This window comes from uncultured Campylobacter sp., assembly GCF_937996225.1.
In the GTDB taxonomy this organism is placed as follows: Bacteria; Campylobacterota; Campylobacteria; order Campylobacterales; family Campylobacteraceae; genus Campylobacter_B.
Genome location: NZ_CALKTC010000009.1, coordinates 19914 through 44753 on the forward strand (window position 1 = coordinate 19914; position 24840 = coordinate 44753).

At 46.4% G+C, this 24840-nt stretch carries 24 protein-coding genes; 21 read left to right on the forward strand and 3 right to left on the reverse strand.

The features are described 5' to 3' along the window. Nucleotides 1–205 precede the first annotated feature (205 nt). Complete coding sequence (creD, locus tag Q0174_RS00855; protein WP_298040988.1) at nucleotides 206–1600, reverse strand: cell envelope integrity protein CreD; 1395 nt, start codon at nucleotides 1598–1600, stop codon at nucleotides 206–208. 337 nt (nucleotides 1601–1937) lie between these two features. After that, a complete protein-coding gene (locus tag Q0174_RS00860; RefSeq protein ID WP_298040990.1) occupies nucleotides 1938–4007 on the reverse strand; it encodes a TonB-dependent receptor in 2070 nt (689 codons plus the stop codon). 286 nt (nucleotides 4008–4293) lie between these two features. Between Q0174_RS00860 and exbB the strand changes: the two genes are divergently transcribed. The 19 genes from exbB (at nucleotide 4294) to Q0174_RS00955 (ending at nucleotide 23516) form a co-directional block, all read left to right on the forward strand. Next, nucleotides 4294–4713: a TonB-system energizer ExbB gene (gene exbB / locus Q0174_RS00865; protein ID WP_040304198.1), complete on the forward strand. Its 420-nt coding sequence runs from the start codon at nucleotides 4294–4296 to the stop codon at nucleotides 4711–4713. Further along, nucleotides 4714–5097 (forward strand): TonB system transport protein ExbD, encoded by a 384-nt coding sequence (exbD, locus tag Q0174_RS00870; protein WP_298040992.1) that lies wholly within the window; start codon nucleotides 4714–4716, stop codon nucleotides 5095–5097. Further along, entirely contained in the window at nucleotides 5094–5924 is an 831-nt protein-coding gene (locus Q0174_RS00875) for an energy transducer TonB (RefSeq protein ID WP_298040994.1), read from the forward strand. The genes exbD and Q0174_RS00875 overlap by 4 nt, the downstream gene beginning before the upstream one ends. Before the next feature lie 352 nt (nucleotides 5925–6276). Next, nucleotides 6277–7224: an NAD(P)-binding domain-containing protein gene (locus tag Q0174_RS00880; RefSeq protein ID WP_297881223.1), complete on the forward strand. Its 948-nt coding sequence runs from the start codon at nucleotides 6277–6279 to the stop codon at nucleotides 7222–7224. Beyond that, nucleotides 7221–8462, forward strand: a complete 1242-nt coding sequence (locus Q0174_RS00885) for a methyltransferase (protein WP_298040996.1) — start codon at nucleotides 7221–7223, stop codon at nucleotides 8460–8462. Before Q0174_RS00880 ends, Q0174_RS00885 begins: the two co-directional genes overlap by 4 nt. Continuing rightward, on the forward strand, nucleotides 8455–8814 hold the full coding sequence (locus Q0174_RS00890) for a YkgJ family cysteine cluster protein (protein ID WP_298040998.1): 360 nt from the start codon (nucleotides 8455–8457) through the stop codon (nucleotides 8812–8814). The genes Q0174_RS00885 and Q0174_RS00890 overlap by 8 nt, the downstream gene beginning before the upstream one ends. Beyond that, nucleotides 8793–10637: a hypothetical protein gene (locus Q0174_RS00895; RefSeq protein WP_298041000.1), complete on the forward strand. Its 1845-nt coding sequence runs from the start codon at nucleotides 8793–8795 to the stop codon at nucleotides 10635–10637. The genes Q0174_RS00890 and Q0174_RS00895 overlap by 22 nt, the downstream gene beginning before the upstream one ends. Before the next feature lie 2 nt (nucleotides 10638–10639). Beyond that, nucleotides 10640–11440, forward strand: a complete 801-nt coding sequence (gene trpC, locus Q0174_RS00900) for an indole-3-glycerol phosphate synthase TrpC (RefSeq protein WP_298041002.1) — start codon at nucleotides 10640–10642, stop codon at nucleotides 11438–11440. 894 nt (nucleotides 11441–12334) lie between these two features. Next, nucleotides 12335–12823: an HIT domain-containing protein gene (locus tag Q0174_RS00905; protein WP_297917433.1), complete on the forward strand. Its 489-nt coding sequence runs from the start codon at nucleotides 12335–12337 to the stop codon at nucleotides 12821–12823. Nucleotides 12824–12838: 15 nt separating this feature from the next. Continuing rightward, nucleotides 12839–13573, forward strand: coding sequence for a WG repeat-containing protein (locus Q0174_RS00910; protein WP_298041004.1), 735 nt, complete (start codon nucleotides 12839–12841; stop codon nucleotides 13571–13573). A gap of 16 nt (nucleotides 13574–13589) precedes the next feature. Continuing rightward, entirely contained in the window at nucleotides 13590–14591 is a 1002-nt protein-coding gene (locus Q0174_RS00915; RefSeq protein WP_298041005.1) for a bifunctional 3,4-dihydroxy-2-butanone 4-phosphate synthase/GTP cyclohydrolase II, read from the forward strand. Next, a complete protein-coding gene (locus Q0174_RS00920; protein ID WP_298041007.1) occupies nucleotides 14588–15745 on the forward strand; it encodes a DNA polymerase IV in 1158 nt (385 codons plus the stop codon). Before Q0174_RS00915 ends, Q0174_RS00920 begins: the two co-directional genes overlap by 4 nt. 19 nt (nucleotides 15746–15764) lie before the next feature. Beyond that, entirely contained in the window at nucleotides 15765–16304 is a 540-nt protein-coding gene (locus Q0174_RS00925) for a hypothetical protein (protein WP_298041008.1), read from the forward strand. Nucleotides 16305–16957: 653 nt separating this feature from the next. Beyond that, the gene (gene lgt, locus Q0174_RS00930) at nucleotides 16958–17776 is read left to right on the forward strand and encodes a prolipoprotein diacylglyceryl transferase (RefSeq protein WP_298041010.1); all 819 of its coding nucleotides are present in this window, start codon (nucleotides 16958–16960) and stop codon (nucleotides 17774–17776) included. A 94-nt stretch (nucleotides 17777–17870) separates the two neighbouring features. Then, nucleotides 17871–18554: a fumarate reductase cytochrome b subunit gene (locus Q0174_RS00935; protein ID WP_297915476.1), complete on the forward strand. Its 684-nt coding sequence runs from the start codon at nucleotides 17871–17873 to the stop codon at nucleotides 18552–18554. Nucleotides 18555–18564: 10 nt separating this feature from the next. Further along, nucleotides 18565–20583 (forward strand): fumarate reductase flavoprotein subunit, encoded by a 2019-nt coding sequence (locus Q0174_RS00940; protein ID WP_298041013.1) that lies wholly within the window; start codon nucleotides 18565–18567, stop codon nucleotides 20581–20583. After that, complete coding sequence (locus Q0174_RS00945) at nucleotides 20576–21313, forward strand: fumarate reductase iron-sulfur subunit (protein ID WP_298041015.1); 738 nt, start codon at nucleotides 20576–20578, stop codon at nucleotides 21311–21313. Before Q0174_RS00940 ends, Q0174_RS00945 begins: the two co-directional genes overlap by 8 nt. A 464-nt stretch (nucleotides 21314–21777) precedes the next feature. Then, complete coding sequence (locus Q0174_RS00950; protein WP_298041017.1) at nucleotides 21778–22365, forward strand: hypothetical protein; 588 nt, start codon at nucleotides 21778–21780, stop codon at nucleotides 22363–22365. A 176-nt stretch (nucleotides 22366–22541) separates the two neighbouring features. Next, the gene (locus Q0174_RS00955) at nucleotides 22542–23516 is read left to right on the forward strand and encodes a hypothetical protein (RefSeq protein WP_298041018.1); all 975 of its coding nucleotides are present in this window, start codon (nucleotides 22542–22544) and stop codon (nucleotides 23514–23516) included. A 108-nt stretch (nucleotides 23517–23624) separates the two neighbouring features. On the opposite strand, the gene Q0174_RS00960 is transcribed toward Q0174_RS00955, so the two are convergent. Next, nucleotides 23625–23753, reverse strand: coding sequence for a hypothetical protein (locus tag Q0174_RS00960; RefSeq protein WP_298041020.1), 129 nt, complete (start codon nucleotides 23751–23753; stop codon nucleotides 23625–23627). Nucleotides 23754–23888: 135 nt separating this feature from the next. Here Q0174_RS00960 and Q0174_RS00965 point away from each other — a divergent pair, with 135 nt between their 5' ends. Both Q0174_RS00965 and Q0174_RS00970 read left to right on the forward strand, forming a co-directional pair. Further along, entirely contained in the window at nucleotides 23889–24089 is a 201-nt protein-coding gene (locus Q0174_RS00965) for a hypothetical protein (RefSeq protein WP_298041021.1), read from the forward strand. Nucleotides 24090–24119: 30 nt separating this feature from the next. Continuing rightward, on the forward strand, nucleotides 24120–24830 hold the full coding sequence (locus Q0174_RS00970; RefSeq protein WP_298041023.1) for an ankyrin repeat domain-containing protein: 711 nt from the start codon (nucleotides 24120–24122) through the stop codon (nucleotides 24828–24830). The last annotated feature ends 10 nt before the right edge of the window (nucleotides 24831–24840 follow it).

Here is a 24840-nt window from a genome sequence, read left to right on the forward strand (position 1 = left end):
TGTCTTTGTCGTGATATGTTCGCGCTCGCGGGGCAAAATTTTAAAATGCGCCGTTCGGCTCTGCCGCGGTTTATCTGCCGCGGCGGATAAAATTTTAAATAGATGAAATTTTGGCAGTCGAAATTTAGCGGGCAAATTTAAAAAGGCCTTTGGATTTTAAAGCTCCAAAGGCCATTGCGATTAAATTTGGTGGTAAATTTAAAGGCTAAATTTCGGGCTCTTGTTCCTGTTTTTTCTCGCCGCTTGGGATCGCCGTATCGTACCAGTCGAGCTTGCGAGTAAAATACATAACGAGCGAAATCACCGCAAAGATCATCAGGCTTCCCATTAATAGGGCGTAGTCTTCGGAATTTAAGATAACATAGAGGATCGCGTATGAAACGAGCTGAACGCAAGTGATGAAAATGCCCCAGCGCGCGCCTTTGAAAATCGCGCTTGCGTAGAAAAATACTATCGCGCTTACCGCGATCGCCGAAGCAGCATAGCTGATCGCAAAGCCCATATGCTCGGAAAGCGAAAGCACCAGCAGGTAGAAAACGACGTCTTCAAGCCCGATGAGTAGATATTGGATCGGGTGGATGCGCTCGTGAGTATAAACCTCGCACAAAAAGATCGCCAAAAACGGCACCGCTAAAAATAACAGCGCGTAATCCGTGCAGCGCTTAATCAGCGAGTAGTTGTTCACGGGCTCGATGAAGCCGATGCTTACGGCGTCATTTCTATCGTCGTTGCTGCGCCAGTTCGTCATAGCGACGCGGTCATCTTGATCTGCAAGCCACGCAGGAGCAATGCCTGCGGCTAAGCCTGTAACTTCCCACGAAGCTTTAAAACCGCTAGCGCTTACCTCGCGCGATTTGGCGATGAAGCCGCCGCCAAAGCTAGGCGATGCCCAAGTAGAGCTAATTTCAAAACGGCTATTTTGCGCGATCGGAGCTAGATGAAGTGCCTCGCCGCCTTGAATTTTAAGCGTGCCGCTGATGCTAAAATCAGACGACAGCGCGGAAGCGGGGAGCTTGTAGATTAAACTTCGATCGAAAATTTTAGCCTCAGTGTTGCCGTGATATTGCTTAAGCTCCTTGCCGTTTAGGCTTAAAGCGGGGGAGGCGGTGAAGGATTTTTGATTGCCTACGCCGAGCACTAGCACGGCTTCGTCGAAATTTAGCCGCGCAGGATCGATGCCGAGCTCGGTATAGTTTATCGCCTCAAAGTCCGCCTTAAGCGCAAAATCGCCGTTATATATCGGAACTCGAAAAATTCCGCGCTTTAGATAGGTGGGGTCGATCTGCGCTGATAAGAAGTAGTTTTTTGGCACGATGATGAAATTTTTCTCTACGCGCCTTTTTACGAGTTCATTGTTGCTTTTGTCTATCGCTTCGATTATCTCTGCGTAGGGCACTACGATCGCAAGGCCCTGGATTTGCAGCTCACCACCCACCGGCGTGAGGATCGAATCCTGCGCGAGCTGCTTGGTTTCGGAGCGCGAGTAGGTAAGATTATCGATAAAGCTTAGCGGGATTAGCAGCAGCAAAAGCAGCACTAAAACGATGAAAGGTTTCGTCCAAAACGCCCCTCGGATGGCGTTTTTAGTAGAATTTAACAAAGGCTCTCCTTTTAAGTAGAATTAAAAACAGAATTTTAACGATGAAGAGTAAATGGACGGCGCTTGAAGCGGGAGGAATCTTATAAATTCTAAAGGAACTTTGGATGTGAAGCGCTGCGGATATCGCTTTGAATTTTGGGGATTTCGCTGCAAGCTAGAATTTCATTGCGAATGAGAATTTTGCTATTTGCAAGAATTTTACGAGAAAATTTCTGTTAGTAGGATTTAAAAGCTTGAAATTCAAAGCCCTTGGAATTTTGAAATTCCAAGGGCTTTGAATTTTTAAAATTTCGCCGCTTTAGCGTGCAAAATTTCGTGCCGTCATCTCGCGTAAGCTTTAAAATTTATACGCCACGCTTAGCTTGAAATTTCGTCCCGGCTCCCAGTCGATAGCGTTTGAATCTCCGGTAAAATCGGCGCTGCGCTGCGAGTGCGACGCGTAGGCTTTATCAAAGAGATTGTAAACGCCCGCGTTGATCTCAAGCCCTTTAAATCGCCCGCTATCCGGAGCGTAGGTCACATATAGATCGTGAACCGCGTAGCTAGGCACCTTGGTTTTTTCGTCGCTAGCTGCGGAGGCTACGTTTTTGGAGTCGAAAAAGAGCAAGTTATAGCCCAGCAGTAGATCCGCCGCAGAGATTGCGTACTCGGCATTGAAGGTGTATTTATCGCCATAGTCGCGGTAGCCGATGATGTTTGAGCTTAGATAGCCCGAGCCGCTGCGCACGCGGTCTTTATATTCTACGTGCTGGTGGGTATAGCCCGCAGCAAGGCTCAAATCATCTAATATCAATCTTGCGAAAAGCTCGACGCCGTCAATGTCCGCACCGCCTGCATTAGCCCTGCATAAGGTATTTGCTGCTCCTCCCGGGCAGCCGATAACGCCGCCGCGAGCATTGTTATCTACGATGAGATTTTTATATTCCGTCCTGAAATACTTCGCAGTTAGGCTTACCGAGGAATTCTCTCCTAGATCGCTTTTGTAGCGACCGCCTATTTCGTAGGCGTTACCCGTAGTGGCTTTTAAATTTTCGTTAGCCATCCAGCTTAGCGGTCTGCCGCGGCTAGTGCCCGCAGCCATCATGCTCTCCATTACGTCAGGTCCTCTAAATACTCGCGCATAGCTCGCAAACGCTCCAAATCCCGCGCCAATCTCGTAATCAAGCGCCAAGGCGGGGCTCACTTCGTCGAATTTATATTTGTAGCTAGAGATATTAGCACCTCTGCCGTTATAAGTCTTTAGCTCGTGCCTTTCGTAGCGCACGCCGGGAGTTACCGTAAGCCCGCCGTAGTGCATAGCATCCTCGATATAAAAGCTATAATTATCGACCTTCTCGGGGCGTAGATTGCCAGGCTTAACGTAGTTTTCGGAGCGGTAGTAATCAAAGCCGTAACGCAACGTATGAGCCAAATCGCCCGTTTCAAATTTACTCTTAGCGCCGATTTTGCCGCCTTTGGTCTCGACGCCCCATTTTACGTTCGTCGAAGTCGATCCGATGCGTTGATGCTTGGTGTAATATCCCGTGATGTCGAGCTCTAGCAGGTCGCTTGGATTATACGTGTATTTGATCGTGTGTGTATCGCGCTCGTATTTGCGGTTATCCAGCTGTCCGTTTAGCCATGAGCCGAATTCGGGGCGCAAAGGATACAAGCCTTTATACTGCATATGCTCGGTAGAGAGCGAAATTTTATGAAAATCCAAAAAGCTATAGCCCGCTTTTAATAAATAATTTATATCGTTGCCGTCGCCGCCCGTAGGCTTGCCGTTGCCCGATTCGCCGAAGCCGTATCCGTAGTGCTTAAACGCAGCAAGCATATCTAGGCTATCAAATGCTCTGCCGTAGAGCATCGCACTTTGCGAATAGCCTTCGTTATTACTCGTATAGCCCACTTTGAGCTTGGCGCCGATATCCTGACCGTCCTCAAGCATGTCAGAAGCGTCTACCGTCCTGAAGGCAACTGAGCCGCCCAAAGCGCCCGAGCCGTTCACGACCGAGCGCGCGCCTACATCGACCTCTACGGCTTTGATAAGATCAGGATCGATTAGTAAATCGGCGTTGTGATGGAAGGTATTGCCGTTTTGCTTCGCGCCGTCAATCGTGATATTTAGACCGCGATCGCTCACGCCGCGCATATAAATTTTTTGATTCATGCCGTTGGTGCCGCCCACATAAACGCCTGGGATGTCGCGAAATACATCTTTGACGAGCGTAGCGTTGCGAGTATTGATTTTGATATCATCCACGGTGCTAGGCGTGCTAGAATCGCTAGTAACTTCGATTACGCCTAGGCTTTGCGTATTTGAATCCTTGCTTTTGGATGCGTCCGTAGCGCTTGATTTCTCGTCTGCTTGTGCGCTTAAGCAAAGAACTGCGCACAAGGACAAAGCCAGATGAAATTTTTTCATACGAAACTCCTAAATGATAATTAAGATTAAAAAACGGTAAATAATATAAAATTAATCCTTTATTTTATATTAATTATCAAGACGTTTTAAAATCATTAGAATTTTATCTCAGAATGCTTTGTTATCATTAAATAAAGCTAAATGATAAAATATAATTTAAATATCTATCATCAAAATTTTAGTAAAAATTAAATCTACTTTTGATAAAATCGCTCATTTTTTTGGCAAGGCGATTTGCTGAATTTATAAAAATTTTTAAAATTTTTAAGGAGAGCTTATGGGCATTATGGAATTTTTGGCGCATTACGTGGATTACATTATCTTTGCGATCCTCGGATTTATGAGCTTTTTAGTCGTGTGGTTTACTATCGAAAGGCTGCTTTTTTATTCGAAGGTTAAGGCGAGCGATTACAAAAGCAAAGCGCTATATGAAGAGGCTCTGACAAAAAATTTAACGACACTTTATATTGTTTATTCAAATGCTCCGTATATCGGTCTTTTAGGTACTGTCATCGGCATTATGATCACATTTTTTGATATGAGTACTGCAAGCGGTATCGATACCAAGGCTATCATGCAGGGTCTTTCGCTTGCGCTTAAAGCTACCGCTACCGGTCTAGTCGTCGCCGTGCCTACGCTCATCATCTACAATGGCTTTGTCCGCAAGGTAGATGTGCTTCTAAACCGCTACGATGAGGTTAAATAAATGAGCATTCCTAGACGAGACGGGCTAAATATCGTCCCGTTCATCGACATCATGCTGGTACTGCTAGCGATTGTGCTTAGCGTTTCGACTTTTATCGCGCAGGGTCATATCAAGGTAAATCTGCCCTCGTCTTCAAGCTCGCAAAATCCGCAAGAGGATAAAAAAGTTACCATCAAAGTGGATAGCGAATCTAAAATTTATCTAGACGATGTCGAAATAAGCGAGGATGAGCTTGAGAAAAAAATTGCCGCACTCGATAAAAACGATCTTGTCGTGTTGAAAAACGATAAGGACTCGAAATTTTCCTCTTTCATTTCTATCATGGATGTCCTAAAAAAGGCGGGCCATGAAAAATTTGCGATCGTGACCGAAAAAGAGCAATGAATAAAGATAGCGCAGTAGGTTTTATCGTATCTTTGGTGCTGCATTGCATCATCGCTGTGGGTGTTTTCGCTCTTTTATCGTCGACACCGAAGCCGCCTAGCATGCCCGATATGATAGCCTTTTCCATCGATAGCATAATGGATGATGCCAAGCAGGGCGATATCTCCGATGAGCCCAATATCCCGCCTCCTTCCGATCAGTCCGAACCGGAACCTGAGCCAGAGCCCACTCCGCCGGAGCCCGAACCGGAACCGGAACCAACTCCGCCTGAGCCAGAGCCGATTCCTGAACCGGAGCCTATACCAGAGCCTGTAGTCGAAAAACCGAAACCGGTCGAAAAGCCTAAGCCAAAGCCGGTAGAAAAACCAAAACTGGTTGAAAAACCTAAGCCTAAAAAAGAGCATAAAGTTCAAAGCAGCGATAGGAATTTAACGGCAAAGTTTGACCCGACAAAGCCTATTTCGCTAGGTAGCGGCGGGGGCGGCGGCTCCAGTAGCGCAGGTGGCGGTAGTGACGCTATAACAAGCCGCGGCGATCCTAGCAATAGCGATGTTGGCAAGAAAATTTTCGCCATTATTTCTCGCTACGCGCAGTCGCACTACCCTAAAAATGCCCAACGTATGCGTAAAATCGGCGTCGTAGGCGTGCACTTTACCTATACGGCAAGCGGAGACGTTAAAGGTCTTCGCGTTACGTCTTCCTCGAATGTCGATTCGCTTGATGAGGGCGCGTTAAGCGCGGTCGAGCGCACCAAAGGTAGCTTTCCAAAGGTCGAGAAAGATATGGAATTTAACTTTAGCATAAAGTATACGCTAAATTTCAACTAGCCTTAAAGCTTCTACTAAAAACTCCTGCCGGAGCGGTAAAATTTTAAAATTTTACCGCCCTTGCCGCTTTATCTTAGCTCGCAAAATTCTATCTCGGCAAAGTGAAATTTTAAAATTTACTGCTCTTACTACCGCTTTTGTCGCTCTGCCGCATGAGCTTTTATAAGCGGATTGTCGCCGTGAAATTTAAAATTTAAACGGAGAAAATTATGTCTTTTCAAATTTAGCCAAGCAAGCATCTTAGAGCATTAAAATTTTAAATTTAAGCTGCGAAATTGCTAGGAAATTCCACTGATTTTAATGGAATTTTTACTATAATTTCGTATGAAATTTAAAAGATTAAAGGAAATTTATGATAGACGTTTACGACTTGGCGGTGATCGGCGGCGGTCCTTGCGGCATCGCTTCCGTAGTAGAAGCCAAAAGAAACGGGCTCGCGCACGTGCTTCTGCTCGAAAAAGGCGACAACCACTCTCAAACAATTAGGCAGTTTTACAAAGATAAAAAGCGCGTCGATAAAGAATATAAAGGTTTTGACAGCGAGACGCGCGGCTCTATTTCGTTTGAAACCGGCACGAAAGAGAGCGTGCTAAATTATTTCGACGAGCTCTTAGATAGCGACGAAATCGATACGAATTTCAAAAGTGAGGTCGAAAAGATCGAAAAGCACGCAGATGAGTTTTATATTACAACTAGCTCGGCTGGATACCGCGCGCGCAATGTCATCGTCGCAATTGGCAGGATGGGCAAGCCCAATAAGCCCGCTTATAAAATTCCGCCTTCGATCACGCAACGGGTAAATTTCAATCTTGATAAATGCACAATTAATGAAAAAATTCTAGTCGTTGGAGGCGGTAACTCAGCTGCGGAATACGCTATAGCACTATGTAAAACCAATGTCGTGACGCTTTGCTATCGCAAGGCTAAATTTACCCGCCTAAACGAGACGAATGAAAGCGACGTAATGCGCGAGACCAAATACGGCAACATCATCTTGCGCTTAGGTATCGATATAGAGGCTCTTGAGAATGAAAACGGCAAGGTGCTGGTAAAATTTGATGATGGCACCGAGCTCGTGTTTGACCGCGTGATATACGCGATCGGCGGCACGAGCCCGATCGATTTTCTTAAAAAATGCGGCATCGCTTACGACGAAAACGGCGTGCCGATCGTGGATGAAAATCTCCAGACCGCCACTAGCGGGCTTTACGTCGGCGGAGATCTCATCAGCAGAAGCGGCGGATCGATCGTGGTGGCGATAAATCACGCCCATACCATCATCAAAAATATCCGCAGATGAGGCTTTATCAGCCAAAAAAGGGTTATCGCTACACGAGCGATACGATTTTTTTGTGGAATTTTATAAGAAGCTCAGGCGTGCGTAAAGCTGACGCAGCATCGCAGAATGGCTCTTGGGCGCTGGGCTGTGGCGCGGAATTTAAAGACGCGACAGATGGAGGCTTTAATGCGCAGTTTTGCGCTTCGGATTTCGCAGGCGGCGAAGCGGAATTTTGCGCCGAGGATTGCGCTTTTAGCAAAGAAGAGTCGTATGCCGCTGACCATAGCGCGGAGAATGATCGCGATTTTAGAAGTAAGGGCTGCGCTGAACTTAAGGCGGAATTTAAAAAGGAATTTCAAGAGGCATTTTGGGCGAAATTTCAAAGCGGACGCTGCAAAAATTCCGATTTCCAAAGCGACAAAGCCTGGCATGCTTTAAAGCCTGATATCGCAAGCGGTGAAAATTTTAAATTTTGTGACGAGCAAATCGCGCAGCCTTTAGAATCTCAAAAGACGCACGATAAAGATTTCGTGAGCAAATTTGAAGACGCCAAGGTGCGCGAGGATTTTGCTGCGGAGTGCTTGCGTGACGGCGGGTTTGCAGTTTGCGATGAGCGTAGTTTAAAAAGCGCTCTAAATCCGCGAGCGATATACGGCGACGTGCTGGATGTGGGCGCAGGATGTGGAATTTTAGGGCTTTTACTAAAGCGCGATTTTAAAAGCATTAATTTAAGCTTGCTAGAAATTCAAGAGCGAAATTTAGAAATCTTAAGGCTAAATTCTTTGCAAAACGATCTGCCTGCCGAGATTTTGCACGCGGATTTCGCGGAGTTTAAAAGCAAAAAGCGTTTTGACTTTATCGTCTCAAATCCGCCATTTTATCGTGAGCGCATTTCGCTTAGCAAAGAGCCTCATATGGCGCTTAGTAAGAGCGCAGTAAGCCTTAGCCTACGGGATTTCGTGCGATCTGCGAATGCTCATCTTAAGCCTGGTGGCACACTTATTTTTTGCTACGAGGCGGGCAAGCTAGCTAAAATTTGCGAGCTTTTGGGCGAGTTTAGGCTAAATTTGACGAGGCTTGGTTTTGTCTATCCTGACATTTCAAAGCCCGCTAAGCTCGCGCTTTTGCAGGCCCGTAAGAACTCGCGCTCGCCCTGTGAGATCGTCCCTCCGATCTATGCTAGCGCGCACGGAAAGCGCACCGCACAAGCCCACGCGATCTACAAAAGCGCGGATCTGACGAGCGTGGATTATGAGTGAGTTTGGCTTTAGCTTTGATGCGAGCGCGTGTGAGCGCTGCGGCGGTAAGTGCTGCACGGGAGAGAGCGGCTACATCTGGATAGATGAGAGTGAGATCGCAGCACTTGCGGTAAAATTTGAAATTTCGCCCGCGGAGCTTAAAAGGACGTATTTGGACAAGATAGGCGCTAGATTTAGCGTAAAAGAAAAGCCCTTTGAAGGCGGTTTGGCGTGCGTATTTTTTGACGAGGCGCAGCGCAACTGCGGGATTTACGAGCTGCGCCCGAAGCAGTGCTGTAGCTTTCCGTTTTGGGAATATTTTAAAACGCATACTAAAGAATTGGAGGAAGAATGTATCGGGGTAAGGTTTTAAGCGGAATTTTAATCGCGGCGATGATTTTAGCGCCGCAGTATATAAGTGCGGAGAGTGGGACGAATGCTGCAGCGGCGAAGCAGTCCGTTACGGATAAAAAGGCGTCTGATAAGAATTCCAGCATTGGCACAAAAAACGGTACAAAAGATGCAATTAAAAAGAGCTTGATAAATCGCGGCGTAAGCGCTAAAAGTATAACCAAAGAAAAGCTAAACCACGCGATGCGAGCGCAAGAAGACGCCGAGTTAAATTTCGATTTGCTTACAGCTTTGGAGCTACTGCATAAAGATCCCGTCGCATCGATGTTTTTATACGAAAAGGCATACAATAAAACGGGCTCGTCCGTTTATCTGCTAGAAGCGCTAAAGACTGCTTTTGCGATCAAAGATCGTAAAAATACGGCGCGCTATTTAAAGCTCGGCGAAAAAAGCCTAAGCTCAGACTCTGAGTATCTGCGAGTAAAGATCGGCTACTACTTAGGCATTAAAGATAATCTAAATGCTAATACTGCTGCTCTTAAGCTAGTCACCGTAGATCCGGTTTCGCGTAGTTACGCGATCTTGGCGGCGACATATTATGCGATGGAGAATTTTACTTTAGCCAAAACCTACTTTGAAAAAGCCTATGAGCTAGACAAAACTGACGAAAATCTCATCAGATTATGCGACGTGCTGTTAAATAAACTCAATGATTCGGACGGAGCGATCCGCATCATCGAGACGCATAGGCGCATCTACGGCTGCGCCCAGGGTATGGCGTGCGAGCTGCTAGCTGATGTGTATCGCGCGAATAAGCGCTATTTAGATGTCGCTAAGATCGATGAAGCGTTGTATGAAGCCAAAGGAGATAATAAATTCTTAGACGATATGATAGCGATTTATTACTACTCAAACGACTTTGATAAAATAATCGAGCTTTTGAAGAAATACGACTACAAGCGCGAGCTTCTAATCGACGCCTACGCGCATAAGAAAGACTATAAAACCGCAATTAAAATGGCACGCGATGAGTTTATGAAGACCAAAAATTACGACTTTTTGGCGATCGAGGCGATCTACGAATATGAAAGTGCGGGCAAAAGCGTGGACGCTAAAACCCTGTCTAGCGTAGTGGCAAAATTTGAAAATATCGCGCCGCAGCTTAAAGACCCCGTGCATCTAAACTACTACGGATACATTTTAATAGATCACGATTTGGACGTTCGCAAGGGCATCGAGCTCGTCCGCCGCGCTCTACAAAAAGACCCCGACTCACCGTATTATCTGGACTCGCTTGCTTGGGGATACTACAAGCTTGGCGAGTGCGACAAGGCTAAAAATGAAATGGCTAAGATCAAAGACGCAGAATTTTTTAATTCCCCCGAAGGCAAAGAGCATTTAGAGGCGATCGATGCGTGCGCCGCTAGCACAGGCGTAGCGCCGCAGAATTCTATATCGCAAAACCCCTCTACGATAAAAGGCTCCGCGCCGAAAGATCAGGCGCCGCAAAGCCCGGCAATAAAAACTCATTCGCCTAATTCCATAAAATCTACGGCGCCCGAAAGCTCTGCGTTAGATTCCGCGCGTCCAAGTCCCACCACAACGCAGAATTTGGCGCCAAAAGACTCCGCTTCGCAAAATTCTGTTGGGTCTGCAAATTCCGCGATTCAAAACCAGACACCAAATTCCGCGGCTTCTGAAAATTTTGCGACGCCTATAAATTCCGCCGCGCAGAATTCTGCCTCGTCAAGACAAAATTCCGTATCGAGGCAGGATTTTATGCCAGAGCAAAATTCTACGTCGAAAGAGCCTGCCGGCTCTAAAATCCAGACACCAAAGCAGTAGCGATGATTTTGGATGAAATTTTAAAACGCACCCGCGAGGATCTCGCGCTTCGTAAAGAAAGACTACCCGAGGATCTGCTCGGCCGCTCGCTAAGCGCTAATCCCTACGAACCGCGCGACGTCATAAGCGCGCTTAGAAGCGATGAGAAGGATCCGCTTCGCATCATTGCCGAGATCAAAAAGGCAAGCCCGAGCAAGGGGATCATCCGCGAGGATTTTGAGCCGCTAAGCCTTGCCGTGGAGTACGAAAATGCAGGCGCTAGCGCCTTTTCGGTGCTTACCGAGCCGCATTATTTCAGAGGCGATTTGGAGTTTATCCCGCAGATCCGCCGCTACACTCGCACGCCCATTTTGCGCAAGGATTTCATCATAGATCGCTATCAGGTTCTCGAGGCACTGGTTTACGGCGCGGATTTTATACTGCTAATCGCTAAGGCGCTTGAGGGCAAACAGCTAAGAGAACTGCTTGAGTTTGCCCGCAGGCTGGGGCTTCGGGCGCTGTGTGAGATCCACGATAAGGACGATCTGAAAAAAGCGATCTTTGCAGGTGCGGGTATTATCGGCATCAACCATCGAAATTTAGAGACTTTCGAGGTCGATACGAGCCTGAGCGAGCGGCTGATCCCGCTGATTCCAAACGGCAAGATCATCGTCGCCGAAAGCGGTCTGCACTCGCATGAGCAGCTTAAAAGCTTGCACGAGGCGGGCGTCGATGCGTTTTTGATCGGCGAGCATTTTATGCGCCAAAATGACGTCGGCGCGGCGTTGCGCGAGATAAAGTTCGGCGCGGGCGGCAAAATTTAAATTCGGCTCGTTTGATCGTGCAAGCTTAAACCCGAAGCGAGCGGTTAAATTTAGCGAACGGAGCGAAATTTTAAGGCAGTAAATTTTAAAATTCGTAGAATTCGACGGACTTTAAAATTTAACAGTTCTTTAAATTTAGCGGTTGCGACGCGATCTAATATCACACGCTGCGTAAGCGTTCACGCTACGCTTTAGCGTCGTGAGTTCATTATCGTGTGCGCTGCACGAGCGGCTGCGGAGTGAGGTTTAAATTTACGCCTTTCGTTTGTATGGCTTTCCGTCGCATCACGAGATGGTGCAAAAAGCGCGGGTTTAAATTTAGCCTTGCGTTTGCGAAGCTTCGCGCGCGGGGTTGCGCTTGTAGCATTGAGCGCCGAGAATTGCGCGTCTATCGTAATGCCTTGTATGTCTAGCGCGCTCTCTCAAGCCCAGTATCGGCGATTAAATGGCGCTGTAAATTTAATCACAGCTCGCGACCTAAGCCGCCCCGGCTGCGATACGCCGCGATTGAGCCACGGCTATAATACAGCTGCGCTATGACTGCGCCGCGTTAAATTTTACCGCGTGTCGCGACGGTGATTGCGGCGCAGGTTTGGCATCGCGTACCGTGCCTGTGAGTGCGTCAAAGTTTTGTTATAATGCGCACGCAAACTGCCCGCGGATTTAATCGCCCGCCGTGCGCTTTGATTTGCAAAGCGTATGTCGCACCGAAGCGCCTTGCGTAGCACGAGATTCGTAAAGAGCGCGCATAACTTTGCGCCGTGCAAGCAAGCGCAAGCCGCGTAAATAAAATTTTATGAAATTTAGAAGTTTTAAATTCCAAATTTCATAGAATTTTGCGAAACGCAAATTTTAAAATTCCATAGAATTTTGGAATTTCGGAAAGGAAAAGAGATGGATTATCTTTGTGCCCCTTGGCGAAGCGAGTATTTTACCGAAAAAAGAAGCGGCTGTCCCTTCTGCGACGCGGCGGCGGATGCGGCGTTTGACGATCGCAACGGCGTGCTTTTTCGCGCGCAGCACTGCTTTGGGGTGATGAACCTCTACCCCTACAGCCCGGGCGCCTTTATGGTCATACCTTACGAGCATGTCGATAATATCGAGTGTCTTAGCGATGATGCGTGGGCGGAGATGAGCCGCTACGTACGCGCCGGAGTGGGGATTTTAAAGCGTACTCTAGGCGCAAACGGCGTAAATATCGGTATGAATCTCGGCGCCGCCGCGGGTGCGGGCATAGCCGAGCACGTGCACTATCATCTCGTGCCGCGGTGGCAGCGCGATACAAATTTCATCACGACGATCGCAAACGTCCGCGTAAACGGCGTTTCATTCGCCCCGCTTTTTGAGAAGCTCAAGGCGGCTTACGCGGAGATTAAAATTTAAATTCGGGAGATCGAGATGGTATCGGCATGGGTTAAAAAGAACGATAAATGGGGCTTTATCGATAAAACGGGCAAAGAAGTTATTCCCTGCATATATGATCGGGCCGAGGAGTTTTGCGAGGGCTTAGCGTGGGTTAATAAGAACGATAAATTCGGCTTTATCGATAAAACGGGTAAAGAGGTGATTTCTTGTATATATGATGATGCTTATAATTTTGACGAAGAACTGGCGGAAGTTCAAAAAAGCGGCTATTGGGGTTTTATCGATAAAACCGGCAAAGAGATCGTTCCTTGTATATATGATGACGTTGGCGTTTTTCGCGAAGGCTTGGCAGACGTTAAAAAGAACGGTTATTGGGGATATATCGATGAAACGGGAAAAGAAGTTATTCCTTGCATATATGATCGGACCGGGAGTTTTTGCGAAGGCTTAGCAAAGATTGAAAAGGACGGCAAATGGGGCTTTATCGATAAAACGGGCACAGAGGTAGTGTCTTGTATATACGAGCTTGTTTGGGATTTTGACAATACTTTGTGCGGATATTATGACGAAATCAAATATTGCGAAGGATACGTTAAAGTCAAAAAAGACGGCAAATGGGGGCTGCTAGATGATGAGGATAATGAAATTGTAAAGCCGATGTTTTACGACGAGATAGAACTCGTGAAAGTTTTAAGCGACGACTATATCAAGATTATTTTAGACGGTCGCGAAATAATCGTTGATAAAAACGGCAAGATAATATCGTAAATTTAAAGGAGAGATAATGATTAGCGTAGAGCAGGCGATCGAGGATCTGAAAAACGGCAAAATGCTCGTTATGGTCGATGACGTCGATCGCGAGAACGAGGGCGATTTGGTGTTTGCGAGCACCTTTAGCAGCGCACAGAAGGTAAACTTTGCGATCACGCACGCTCGCGGAGTGCTGTGCGTGGCGCTTAGCCCGCAGATTGCGCAGCAGCTTGATCTAAATTTGATGGTCGATAAAAACACTTCGAGCCACGAGACCGCATTTACCGTCACGATCGACGCGAAGGGCGCCAAGACGGGCGTAAGCGCGTATGAGCGCAATATGACGATCGAGCTGATGTCGCGCGTGGGCGCTCGCGCGGATGATTTCGTCCGCCCTGGGCATATATTCCCGCTCATCGCCAAAAGCGGCGGCGTGCTCGCTCGCACGGGGCACACCGAAGGCTCTACGGATCTGTGCCGCTTGGCTGGGCTTTCGCAAAGCGCCGTGATCTGCGAGATCGTCAAAGACGACGGCGATATGGCGCGCAGGGACGATCTGGAGAAATTCTGTGCGCAGCACGGCATTAATATGATCTCGGTCGCGCAGATCGTGCAGTACCGCCTAAAACACGAAACCCTCGTTAAATTTAGCGAGCCAAAAAGCGCTCTGCTGTGCGGCGAGGCGACGAAATTTTACGACGTGAGCGATCACGAGGGCAACGAGCACCGCGCATATATTTTCGGCGAGCCCGAGAAGAGCGCGCAGACGAACGTGAAATTTCATAAAATTTCAAGCGATCTGGAGTTTTTAAGCGATACGAAATTTAACGATTTTATGCGCGATCTGGACGTTTTGCGCAAAGAGGGCGGCGTGCTTTTGATGCTAAAATCCGCGCAAAATCGCGCCGATTTTAAGAGCTTTGGCATCGGAGCGCAAATTTTAGCGCATCTGGGCGTGAGAAAAATCAAAATTTTAAGCAAGAGTGAGCCGAAAGACTACGCGGGGCTTAGCGGTTTTGGGATCGACATAGTTTGATAGCTCACATCGATTTGGACAGCTTCTTCGTCTCTGTAGCGAGGCTCGCCGATCCCGCGCTTGCGGGCAAAAAGATCGCAGTCGTCGGAGGCGGCGACGAGGAGATTTTCGGCGGCAAGAGCGAGCTTGGCAGCGTGATTTTAAGCGCGAGCTATGAGGCCAGAGCGGACGGCGTGCACTCGGCTCAGCCCGTAAAACAGGCGCTTGCTTTGTGCCCAAAGCTCATTTTGGTGCGCGCCAGACATGGCGAATACCGAAAAATTTCACGCGAAATTTATGAGTTTTTACTAAACTTTACGCCCGAGATCGAAAAATTTAGCATCGACGAGTTTTTTCTAAATTTACGCGGCACGGCTTACGACGTGGACGCACTGGGCTTTGCCGCGTTTTTGCAAAGCGAAATTATGCGCCGCTTTAGCCTTCCGTGCAGCGTCGGGCTTAGCGAAGCAAAACTCATCGCAAAGCTCGCTACGAGCCTTGCTAAGCCCTTCGGCGTGCGGCAAATTTTAAAATCGCAAATCGCGCGCGAGCTATCCGCCGTGCCGATAGCAAAATTCCCGGGCATCGGCAAAGCGGCGCAAAAAACGCTCGGCAAATACGGCATTGTAAGCTTCGGCGACGCGCTAGGGCATAGAGAAATTTTTGAAAAGATGGGCGCAAACGGCAGGAAAATTTTCGCAGCCCTTAGCGGCGAGGATGAGGGCGAGGTCGTCTCGAAGCGCGAGCGCAAGAGTATCGGCTTTGGGCGCAGCTTCGCGCCGTGCGCCGATCGGGACGAGCTGCGGCGTAAAATTTTAATTTTGGCGCGCCATTTGGCGGGCGAAGTGCTCGCAAGGGGCCTAAAGCCCGCGACGTATGATCTAAAGATCCGCTACAAATCGCGCGAGGAGTTTTCGCATCAGATCAGTCAGGATAGGGCGTTTAGTCTAAGCTTGCTGAGCGAGACCGCACTTGAGCTGTTTGAGCTCTGCGACGTGAAAAAAGGCGCGCAGATAATCCACGTAGCGCTAAATCTTTCAAATTTCGGCGGCAGATCGGGCGGCTCGCTGCTCTTTGGCGAGATCGATAAAAAGCAGCAGAGCCTGGATCGATCTTTAAGCAGGATTTGGGAAAAATTCGGCATCGAAAAGCTAAAAAAAGCGAGCGAAATTTGATTAAATTTAAAGGAAAAAGATGAAATTAGGCGAGCTATACTCGGTGATCTGCATAATCTTTGCGACGAATTTCAGGGGCGTGATAGACGAGCAGAAATTGCGCGGCTTGGGCAAAAACTGGATCATCGTAAATAAAAATATCGAGAACAAAAACGGCCATGAGTTTTGGCAAAAGGTGCAGGGCGAGGACTACGCGGCGCTAGAGCGTGATTTTGAGGCGCTAAAAGTGGCGTTTGAGATGGATTTTTTCAAGCTCATTAGCGAAAGCGAAGTGGAGCTGTTTTATGAAAAATGCCGCTTCAAAAAGCCTTTCGCGGAGCTTAAAAGCGCTCACGCGGCCAATATGCTAGCACTGCTTGCCATGATCTTTAAGCAAAACACGGACGCGAAATCGCATAAAATTTTGACGCTATATCTGGCGCAATTTATCATTCCGAGCTTTTCCGCGCTTGCTACGCACGTGCAGATAAACGCCAAAAGTAGCTACTACAAGGCGCTCGGGTGGTTTTTGGCGGATTTTTGCCGCGTGATGAAAGAGACGCTAGGGCTTGGAATTTAAAATTTAGAACGCGCGCTCGGCGTTTTTGCGCGTTCGGCACAGAAAAGCGCTATGTAGAGATAGGTTTAAAGCTTGCTTTCGGAATTTCTTGCGCTGTAGCCGGTACAGCTCCTGCAGGCGCGACAAGCTAAGCGAGGCGAGCGGATTTTATCTGCGCGGATGTAAAGTGGCTGCCTTGCTGTTTTATCCGTCGGCTTTTGTCGTATCGCGCGTCATTTTTGAATTCTGCGCGGCATTCAGTATTTTGCGCATGTGCCGTTCGACGTTTGTTTTGCGCGCACTGCGAGTTTTGCTCGGCGTCCGGTGCTCTCGTTTTGCACCGCCTGCATTAAGGTACTGCGTGCTTTGTCCGCGTTGCGCCACTTTGCGTGTCGCTTTGTATGTCGTCTGGTACCGCCGCTCGGTGCTTTACGTGTGGCGCCTTACGCCCCATATAGCGCCGCTGTGTGAAATTTCATGCGAGGTGGTCCCGTGCATCGTTTGATTTTATCGCTGCCAGATACCGGCGTCTTTAGCGCTTTGCGTGTGCGACCGAGCTTGGAAGCCTGGCTTCTGCGCTCACGTATGCGCCGCCCTGCGTCTTTTGCCGAGCATGCGTTACGTAGCGTCCTGTGCACGTAGCCAAATTTTAAAATTTAAAACAAAGGAAAAATTTGAATTACTGGAACGAAATTTACGCCCACTTTGATCCCGTGGCATTTAGCGCGTTTGGCATAAACGTGCACTGGTACGGCATTATGTATGTTTTGGCGCTACTTACGGCGCTATTTATCGCCAAGTATTTCGTACGCAAAGACGGCCTTGATTTTAGCGATAAGATGCTCGATCGCTACTTTATCTGGGTCGAAGTGGGCGTCATTTTGGGCGCGCGGCTTGGATACATCGCGATCTATTCGGGCGAGGCGGCGTGGTATTTCAGCCATCCGTGGCAAATTTTCAACCCATTTCATAACGGCGAGTTCGTGGGCATTCGCGGTATGAGCTATCACGGCGCGGTCGTCGGATTCGTGATCGCGACGGTTTGGTTTTGCAAAAAATTTAAAACCGATATGTGGGCGCTGCTCGATCTCGTGGCGCTTAGCGTGCCGCTTGGGTATTTTTTCGGGCGCGTGGGAAATTTTTTAAATCAGGAGCTTTTCGGGCGCGAGACGAGCGAGCCGTGGGGGATTTTGGTAGGCGGCACGTTGCGTCACCCAAGCCAGCTTTACGAAGCGGTTTTGGAAGGACTGGTAATTTTCGTGATTTTATTTTTCTACCGTAAATTTAAGAAATTTAACGGCGAGCTGATATGTCTGTATGCGATGCTATACACGGCGTTTAGATTTTTCGTAGAATTTTTTAGAGAGCCCGACGATGGACTCGGTTTTATATTTTTAAATTTATCGATGGGGCAAATTTTATCTTTAGTGATGTTTTTGATAGCAGTTTTCTTAAAGCAGTCTTTGAAGAAAAAACTAATTTGCAGAAATTAAATTAATCTAAAGTTAAAAAGTAATATAATTTCTTTACAAAAATGTAAATTTTCGTTTAGCGGGGATTTATAATCATCTTTTTTAAGGAGAACCTATGCTAGGTCGCATTGAAGGCTTTACGGGCAGATCCATAGACGGCAAAAAGAGCCGCATTATGGCTTTGCAAGACGTGGCGCAAAGCATCAGCGGGCTGATTTTGGCCTGTTTCATGCTGTGTCATATGATATTTACCGGCACGATTTTGATCGGTAAGGGCGCGTTTGAGGGCGTCGTACATTTCGCCGAACCGGGCGGAATTTATTTCGTTACAAACATCGTCGCTTTTGTAATTTTCGTGATTTTCGTGATTCACGCGTTTTTGGCGATGAGAAAATTTCCGGCTAACTACGCCGCTTATAGGGCGTTTAAAGCGCATAAAATGCGAATGAAGCATTGCGACACGACGCTTTGGTGGTTTCAGTTTTGGACGGGATTTTTCCTATTTTTCTTTGCGGCGGCTCATATTTTAATGATCGTATTCGGTCCGAAAATTACTGCAGATCTTGCTATTGCTAGATTCGGACAGCTTCATCTATTTTATTTTGTTTTATTGATTTTCGTAGTAACTCACGCTAGTATTGGAATTTATAGGCTTTATATGAAATGGATCAGCATAGACGGCACGAAGGCTGAAATTCAAAGAAAAAGAGCCTTCATTAAAAAGGCGGTTTTTATCGTTTGGGGCGCATTTTTCCTGCTTTCGATAATCGCCGATTTCAAATGGTTAAGTTTAGAATAGGGAGTTTAGAATGAATGTAATATATTGCGATTCTTTAGTTATTGGCGGCGGTTTGGCGGGCTTAAGAGCTGCGATCGCTACCGGAGAGAAGGGGCTTAGCACCATCGTTTTGAGCCTGATCCCTGTTAAGCGCTCACACTCTGCGGCAGCTCAAGGCGGCATGCAGGCATCGCTTGGAAATTCCAAGATGAGCGAGGGCGACAACGAGGACGTGCACTTTGCCGATACCGTAAAAGGTAGCGACTGGGGCTGTGATCAGGATGTCGCTAGGATGTTTGCGCAAACGGCGCCTAAAGCGATCCGCGAACTTGCGGGCTGGGGTGTTCCTTGGACCAGGATTACTAGAGGCGAGCGAAGCGCTATTATCAACGCTCAAAAGACCACGATCAGCGAAAAAGATGAGGTTCACGGACTTATTCACAGCCGCGACTTCGGCGGTACGAAAAAATGGCGAACCTGCTATACCGCCGATGCTACGGGACATACGATGCTTTTTGCCGTTGCAAACGAAGCGCTAAAGCATAACGTCGATATTCATGATAGAAAAGAAGCGATTGCGCTAATTCATGCAAATAACCGCTGCTATGGCGCAATCGTGCGGGATTTGGTTACCGGCGAGCTAATCGCATACGTCTCAAAGGGCACGTTGATCGCTACAGGCGGCTACGGCAGAGTGTATAAACACACTACAAACGCCGTCGTTTGCGAGGGTATCGGCGCAGCTATCGCGCTTGAGACCGGCGTCGCGCAGCTTGGAAATATGGAAGCGGTGCAGTTTCACCCGACCCCTATCGTTCCGAGCGGAATTTTGCTTACCGAGGGTTGCCGCGGCGACGGCGGAATTTTACGAGATGTGGACGGCTACCGCTTTATGCCGGATTATGAGCCCGAGAAAAAGGAACTTGCTAGCCGCGACGTCGTAAGTCGCCGCATAATGGAGCATATCCGCGCAGGCAAGGGGGTAAAGAGCCCTTACGGCGAGCATGTTTGGCTTGACATATCGATCCTTGGACGCGAGCATATCGAGAAAAATTTACGCGACGTACAAGAAATTTGCGAAATTTTCAACGGCATCGATCCTGCCGACACCGAGGTAATAACCGACGAGCAGGGCAGAAAGCGCGGTAAAGGTTGGGCTCCGATCCTTCCTATGCAGCATTACTCGATGGGCGGCATCAAAACAAAAGCTACGGGCGAGAGTCCAACGCTAGCTGGACTTTTCAGCGCCGGCGAGGCTGCGTGCTGGGATATGCACGGCTTTAACCGCTTGGGCGGAAATTCCGTCGCCGAAACCGTCGTCGCGGGAATGATCGTGGGCGAGTATTTTGCGGAGTATTGCCAAGGACACGACGTCGATATCAATACGCACGATATCGAAAAATTCGTAGATAAAGAGAAAAATTATATTAAGAGCCTGCTTGAAAAAGAGGGTAAATTTAACGTATTCGAGATCAAAAACAAGATGAAAGACGTTATGTGGGAGCACTGCGCGATCTTCCGCACCGGCGAGGGATTAGCCAAAGCCGTAAAAGAGCTTGAGGAGCTTTACAAGCAGTCCTTAGATGTCAAAGTAAGCAATAAAGAGCTTTTCGGAAATCCGGAGCTTGAGGAGGCTTACCGCGTACCGAAGATGCTAAAGCTCGCGCTTTGTATCGCCAAGGGTGCGCTTGATCGCACCGAAAGCCGCGGCGCGCACTTCCGCGAGGATTATCCGAAACGCGACGATCTAAACTGGCTAAAACGAACGCTTGCGAGCTGGAAGGAGGGCGATACTATGCCTACTCTAAGCTACGAGCCGCTTGATATTATGAAGATGGAGATGCCGCCTGCATTCCGCGGATACGGCGCCAAAGGCAATATCATCGAGCATCCGGACAGCGCCGTGCGCCAAAAAGAGGTCGATGAAATTCGCGAGAAAATGCAAGCCGAGGGCAAAGGCAGATATGAAATTCAAGAGGCATTGATGCATTATGAATTGCAGCCAAAATATAAAGCACCTAACGAAAGAGCAGGTATAGGATATGAGTAGAAAAATAACAATAAAGGCATTTAAGTATAATCCGCTAAGCAAAATTTCAAAGCCGCACTTCGCTACTTACGAGCTCGAAGAGACCGACGGAATGACGCTGTTTATCGCGCTTAACGTGATTCGTGAGAAATTTGATCCCGAGCTAAGCTTCGACTTCGTTTGTCGCGCGGGTATCTGTGGTAGCTGCGGTATGCTCGTAAACGGCAAGCCACAGCTTGCGTGCCGCACGCTTACTAAGGACTATCCGGACGGCGTGATCGAGCTTATGCCGCTTCCGGTTTTCAAGCTGCTAAAAGACCTTAGCGTCGATACCGGCAACTGGATGAACGCGATGAGCAAGCGCGTAGAGAGCTGGATCCACACCGACCACGAGACCGATATCTCCAAGCTTGAGGAGAAGGTCGAGCCTGAGGTCGCGCAGGAGGTTTTCGAGCTGGATCGTTGCATCGAGTGTGGCATCTGCGTGGCGAGCTGCGGTACCGCGATAATGCGAAAGGATTTCATCGGCGCCGTCGGTATCAACCGCGTGGCACGCTTTCAGATCGATGCGCTGGATAAACGCAGCGACGAGGATTTTTACGAGCTAATCGGCGATGATGACGGAGTATTCGGCTGTATGACGCTGCTAGGCTGCGAAGACCACTGCCCTAAGCACCTTCCGCTTCAAAGCAAAATCGCATATGTTCGCCGCAAGCTTGCCGCTCAGGGCAAATGCGGCTGCGGTAAATAAAATTTAAGCGGGTTCTTCCCGCTTAAATTTATCTTCCAATTTTATAAATTTTACCTCGATAGACAAATTCCAAAATGCTTGAGTCAGACAAGCGAAGTAGCTTTAAATTTAATACTATCCCAAGCGATAAAGAAGTAAAATACGAAATCGCTTAAGATCGCTAGCGAGGGATAAGGATGAACGAAGCAAGGCTCGAAGAGCTAAAGAAAATTCTAAACGAACGGCGTCAAAATGTGGAGCAGAGCTCCGGGAATAGTTTTAATCTTGAAAGCTTAAAATACCCAATTCAAATAAACGGAATCTGGAACTAAAAAATTGTCTAGAATTTTAATGATAGAAATTCCAATATAAATATGAATACCCATTGTAAAAAAGAGTTAATAATAAAGGATTTTAGTGCCTTAATAGGTTTTTTCCAATTTTGTATATTAATATTGATCATAATACTTTCTCAAACAGGAATATTGTCTAATTTTGGTATTGAAAAATTTTCCGAATCAGAAGATTCTTATTTTTTCATTATTTTGTGCACTATTATTCCATTTATTAGAATTATTGAGCGCGATAAACCATTTAATAGGCGCTTTATAATTTTTAACGAAAAATTTATTTCGGTAGAAGTCGAAGGAATAAAAATCTTCCGAATAAATCTAGATGAAATTATTAAGATATCTAAAAATATGGATACTAGGACTTCTACACCAGAATATTTTCCAATTTCAAAAGAACTCTTCTATTTCTGTATATTTGCTACTATAATAACAATGATCTTATTTGTTTTTAAAGACTTTATAGTTGTATTTATATTGTTGGCCACAATATTCATTCTTCCAAAGAATTTAATTTGTACTGTAATTGGCGGCTTGGAAGCAAACAAAATATATGATCGTTTGGCAATATATTCTAAAGATGGCATCATAATAAATATTTTTATAAATTCTAATAAAGATTATTCGGAATTAAAGAGATACTTTTTATTACATAAGAGTATTAATATAGATAATGTTAGAAAAGAATTTATGATATTTCACAAGGAGTCTAAACATAGATAAGAGAGAATTAAATGCGCAAATTGAGCTTGATCGCGCAGAAAAGAATTTTCAAAATTTAAAGATAGTGCTCTGCTATTTTGTAATATAATTGAAGCTAGGTTCAGTAAATTTAATATCCATCTAAGCTACAAAAGGCAAAATAGGCAAACTTTCGAAATCGCTAGCGAGGGATAAGGATGAACGAAGCAAAGCCCAAAGAGTTAAAGAAAATTCTAAATGAACGACATCAAAATTTAGAGCAAGGCTCGCAAGAAGATTTTAATGCTCAAAATTCTGATGCCTTAAATTTTGATACTTCAGAATCCGATACCTCAAATTCAAATGCTTCAAATTTCAATGCCTCAGATTTAAATATTACAAATTCCAAGGCTTTAAATTCTAATGATCAAAATTCAGACGGTCTAAATTTAAACATGGAGCGCGATAGAAAATTTCAAAATTTAGATCCAAACAATGCTACTTTATTTAAAAATTCTAAGGCTAGAGACTACAACAAAGATCCGATAGTAATCAAAAATTATGAAAAGTTTTTTGTTTATGCCCATCTTCTTGTATTTCTTCAGGTATCAGGTCTTCTAATATCTTTTATTTGGGATATTGTAGATTTTGGGCATATATATGTAGACGATTATTTAGAAGCCTGTATAATGATATTACTAATCTCCGTTATTACATATATCTTTACCGCGATACGCAATAAACGCGAAATAAGATTTACCGATCAATATATAGAATTTTTAGATAAAGGGGTCGTTAAAAGGCAGTGCAAGGTGGAAAAGGATAAATTATGCAAAAACTTTTCCACGCAAAATTTTAGAACCCCATCTTTTATAGTGTTGGTTATATTTTGTGTCGGCTCGTTAGGTTTTTTCTTTGTATTTTTGCTTTGCATGTATGTGGCGAATATATTTATAAAATTCGTCGTGTATTTTTGCATAAATAAAGGCATAAAAGGATTTAAAATTTTTCCATTTATAAAAGTAGATGAGCCGTGGCATGGCGGATATTTATATTATTCCGTTGTCGTATCGGCACACTACTATTTGATTTATTTGTATAGCAGTGAAATTTACGACGAAGTTAGAGAGTATTTTCTACAGAAAAATATAAATATAGACTATATTAAAAAGGACTATACGGTTTTTATCTAGGAGGATATGCGAAGGGGCGGTAAATTTAAAACTAAAATTTCAATATTTTTGGTAGCCACCACTAAATTTCGTAGCGATACCGAGTGCAAATACGGCGTAATTTTAGCGCTAAATTTTATGCGTAGAAGCGCTTGTTGAAATTCTAACCGCCTGTCGCTGGAATAAAATTTCGTCGGTAGAATTTCGCCTCTGCGATATTTCTATGCGGAATTCTATCGGTAAAATTTCGAAGGTCAAATTTCGCGCCTAAACTCTCTTAAACCTCGCCCTGCGAATTCCGCCCAAGCGAAATTGCCTTGCGAAATTCCGCCCGTTTATATTCGGCTAAGCTCACACTCGGTAGTATTTGCCATTTTATTTGCGGGGGTCATTTTGAAAGAGATAAAATCCAAGCTCATCATAGCGTGTTTGGCTGTTTTAACGGGCGTATTGTGCCTGATCGCAGGCGGTGTGCTTATGGATAGATCCGAAACTAGACCCGCGCAAAATTCCACGGCGAGCCGCGCCGCAGCCTTCGGCAACTCCTCCGATCGGCCGCTAACGGATGAGGATCGCGCTGCACGAGCGAGGTGACTGCACGAAAGGCTGGGCGCCGAGTTAGATTTGGACGAGCGCGTAGTGCAGGGCGATGAGCGGATGGAGTATTTCCGAAAGCTTTTGTGCTCCAAGGACACTGCCCGCATTTTGGCATTTATGCGAGAGCAGCGCATTACTGCGGGCGATCCGCTGCATTTTGGCATAACGGCGATAATGTATTCTAGCTTTTACAACGATGCAAACACCACCGAGGAGCTGATCTATCACGGAGCGGATATCAACCGCACGGACGATTTTTCTCATTCGGCTCTAAGCTATGCTATCGAAAATAACTCTACCGCCGCCGTGGAAGTTCTACTTAAGCACGGAGCTAGCTTTTCTAACGTTAAATATGTTCGTCCGTGGCTTACAGACCCTGGATACGGTGACTCCTATTTGGTTGTTACTAGTGACGCACAGGTAAAGACATATTCCATAACGCCTAAAAGTGAAGGTACTAGTGCGGTATCCGATCCACTCTATTACGCCGTAGCAGGCGGATTTTTGCAGATGACGGAGCTTATGCTCAGCAGCGGTGTAAGACCTGAGATTACCGCTTGGACGGACGATCATTGTATTGCTTTTACGCTCAAACACCGCAAAGATGAGCGGCAGCCGAACTGCTCCATCTATCAGATGCTGCCGCAACGATATGACGCGAGTATGCTAAATCTGCTACTTAAATACGATTTGGCAGGACTTCCGGACGATGAGCGTATTCAAAAAAAAATACGATGACTGCCGTAAG

Coding starts and splice junctions, on each gene's coding strand:
- Q0174_RS00885 (WP_298040996.1), top strand. CDS start 7,221: ATGAGGCTTTATCAGCCAAAAAAGGGTTATCGCTACACGAGCGATACG.
- Q0174_RS00875 (WP_298040994.1), top strand. CDS start 5,094: ATGAATAAAGATAGCGCAGTAGGTTTTATCGTATCTTTGGTGCTGCAT.
- Q0174_RS00895 (WP_298041000.1), top strand. CDS start 8,793: ATGTATCGGGGTAAGGTTTTAAGCGGAATTTTAATCGCGGCGATGATT.
- Q0174_RS00935 (WP_297915476.1), top strand. CDS start 17,871: ATGCTAGGTCGCATTGAAGGCTTTACGGGCAGATCCATAGACGGCAAA.
- Q0174_RS00910 (WP_298041004.1), top strand. CDS start 12,839: ATGGTATCGGCATGGGTTAAAAAGAACGATAAATGGGGCTTTATCGAT.
- Q0174_RS00890 (WP_298040998.1), top strand. CDS start 8,455: ATGAGTGAGTTTGGCTTTAGCTTTGATGCGAGCGCGTGTGAGCGCTGC.
- Q0174_RS00940 (WP_298041013.1), top strand. CDS start 18,565: ATGAATGTAATATATTGCGATTCTTTAGTTATTGGCGGCGGTTTGGCG.
- Q0174_RS00880 (WP_297881223.1), top strand. CDS start 6,277: ATGATAGACGTTTACGACTTGGCGGTGATCGGCGGCGGTCCTTGCGGC.
- trpC (WP_298041002.1), top strand. CDS start 10,640: ATGATTTTGGATGAAATTTTAAAACGCACCCGCGAGGATCTCGCGCTT.
- Q0174_RS00955 (WP_298041018.1), top strand. CDS start 22,542: ATGAACGAAGCAAAGCCCAAAGAGTTAAAGAAAATTCTAAATGAACGA.
- Q0174_RS00945 (WP_298041015.1), top strand. CDS start 20,576: ATGAGTAGAAAAATAACAATAAAGGCATTTAAGTATAATCCGCTAAGC.
- exbB (WP_040304198.1), top strand. CDS start 4,294: ATGGAATTTTTGGCGCATTACGTGGATTACATTATCTTTGCGATCCTC.
- exbD (WP_298040992.1), top strand. CDS start 4,714: ATGAGCATTCCTAGACGAGACGGGCTAAATATCGTCCCGTTCATCGAC.
- Q0174_RS00860 (WP_298040990.1), bottom strand. CDS start 4,007: ATGAAAAAATTTCATCTGGCTTTGTCCTTGTGCGCAGTTCTTTGCTTA.
- Q0174_RS00905 (WP_297917433.1), top strand. CDS start 12,335: ATGGATTATCTTTGTGCCCCTTGGCGAAGCGAGTATTTTACCGAAAAA.
- Q0174_RS00915 (WP_298041005.1), top strand. CDS start 13,590: ATGATTAGCGTAGAGCAGGCGATCGAGGATCTGAAAAACGGCAAAATG.
- Q0174_RS00925 (WP_298041008.1), top strand. CDS start 15,765: ATGAAATTAGGCGAGCTATACTCGGTGATCTGCATAATCTTTGCGACG.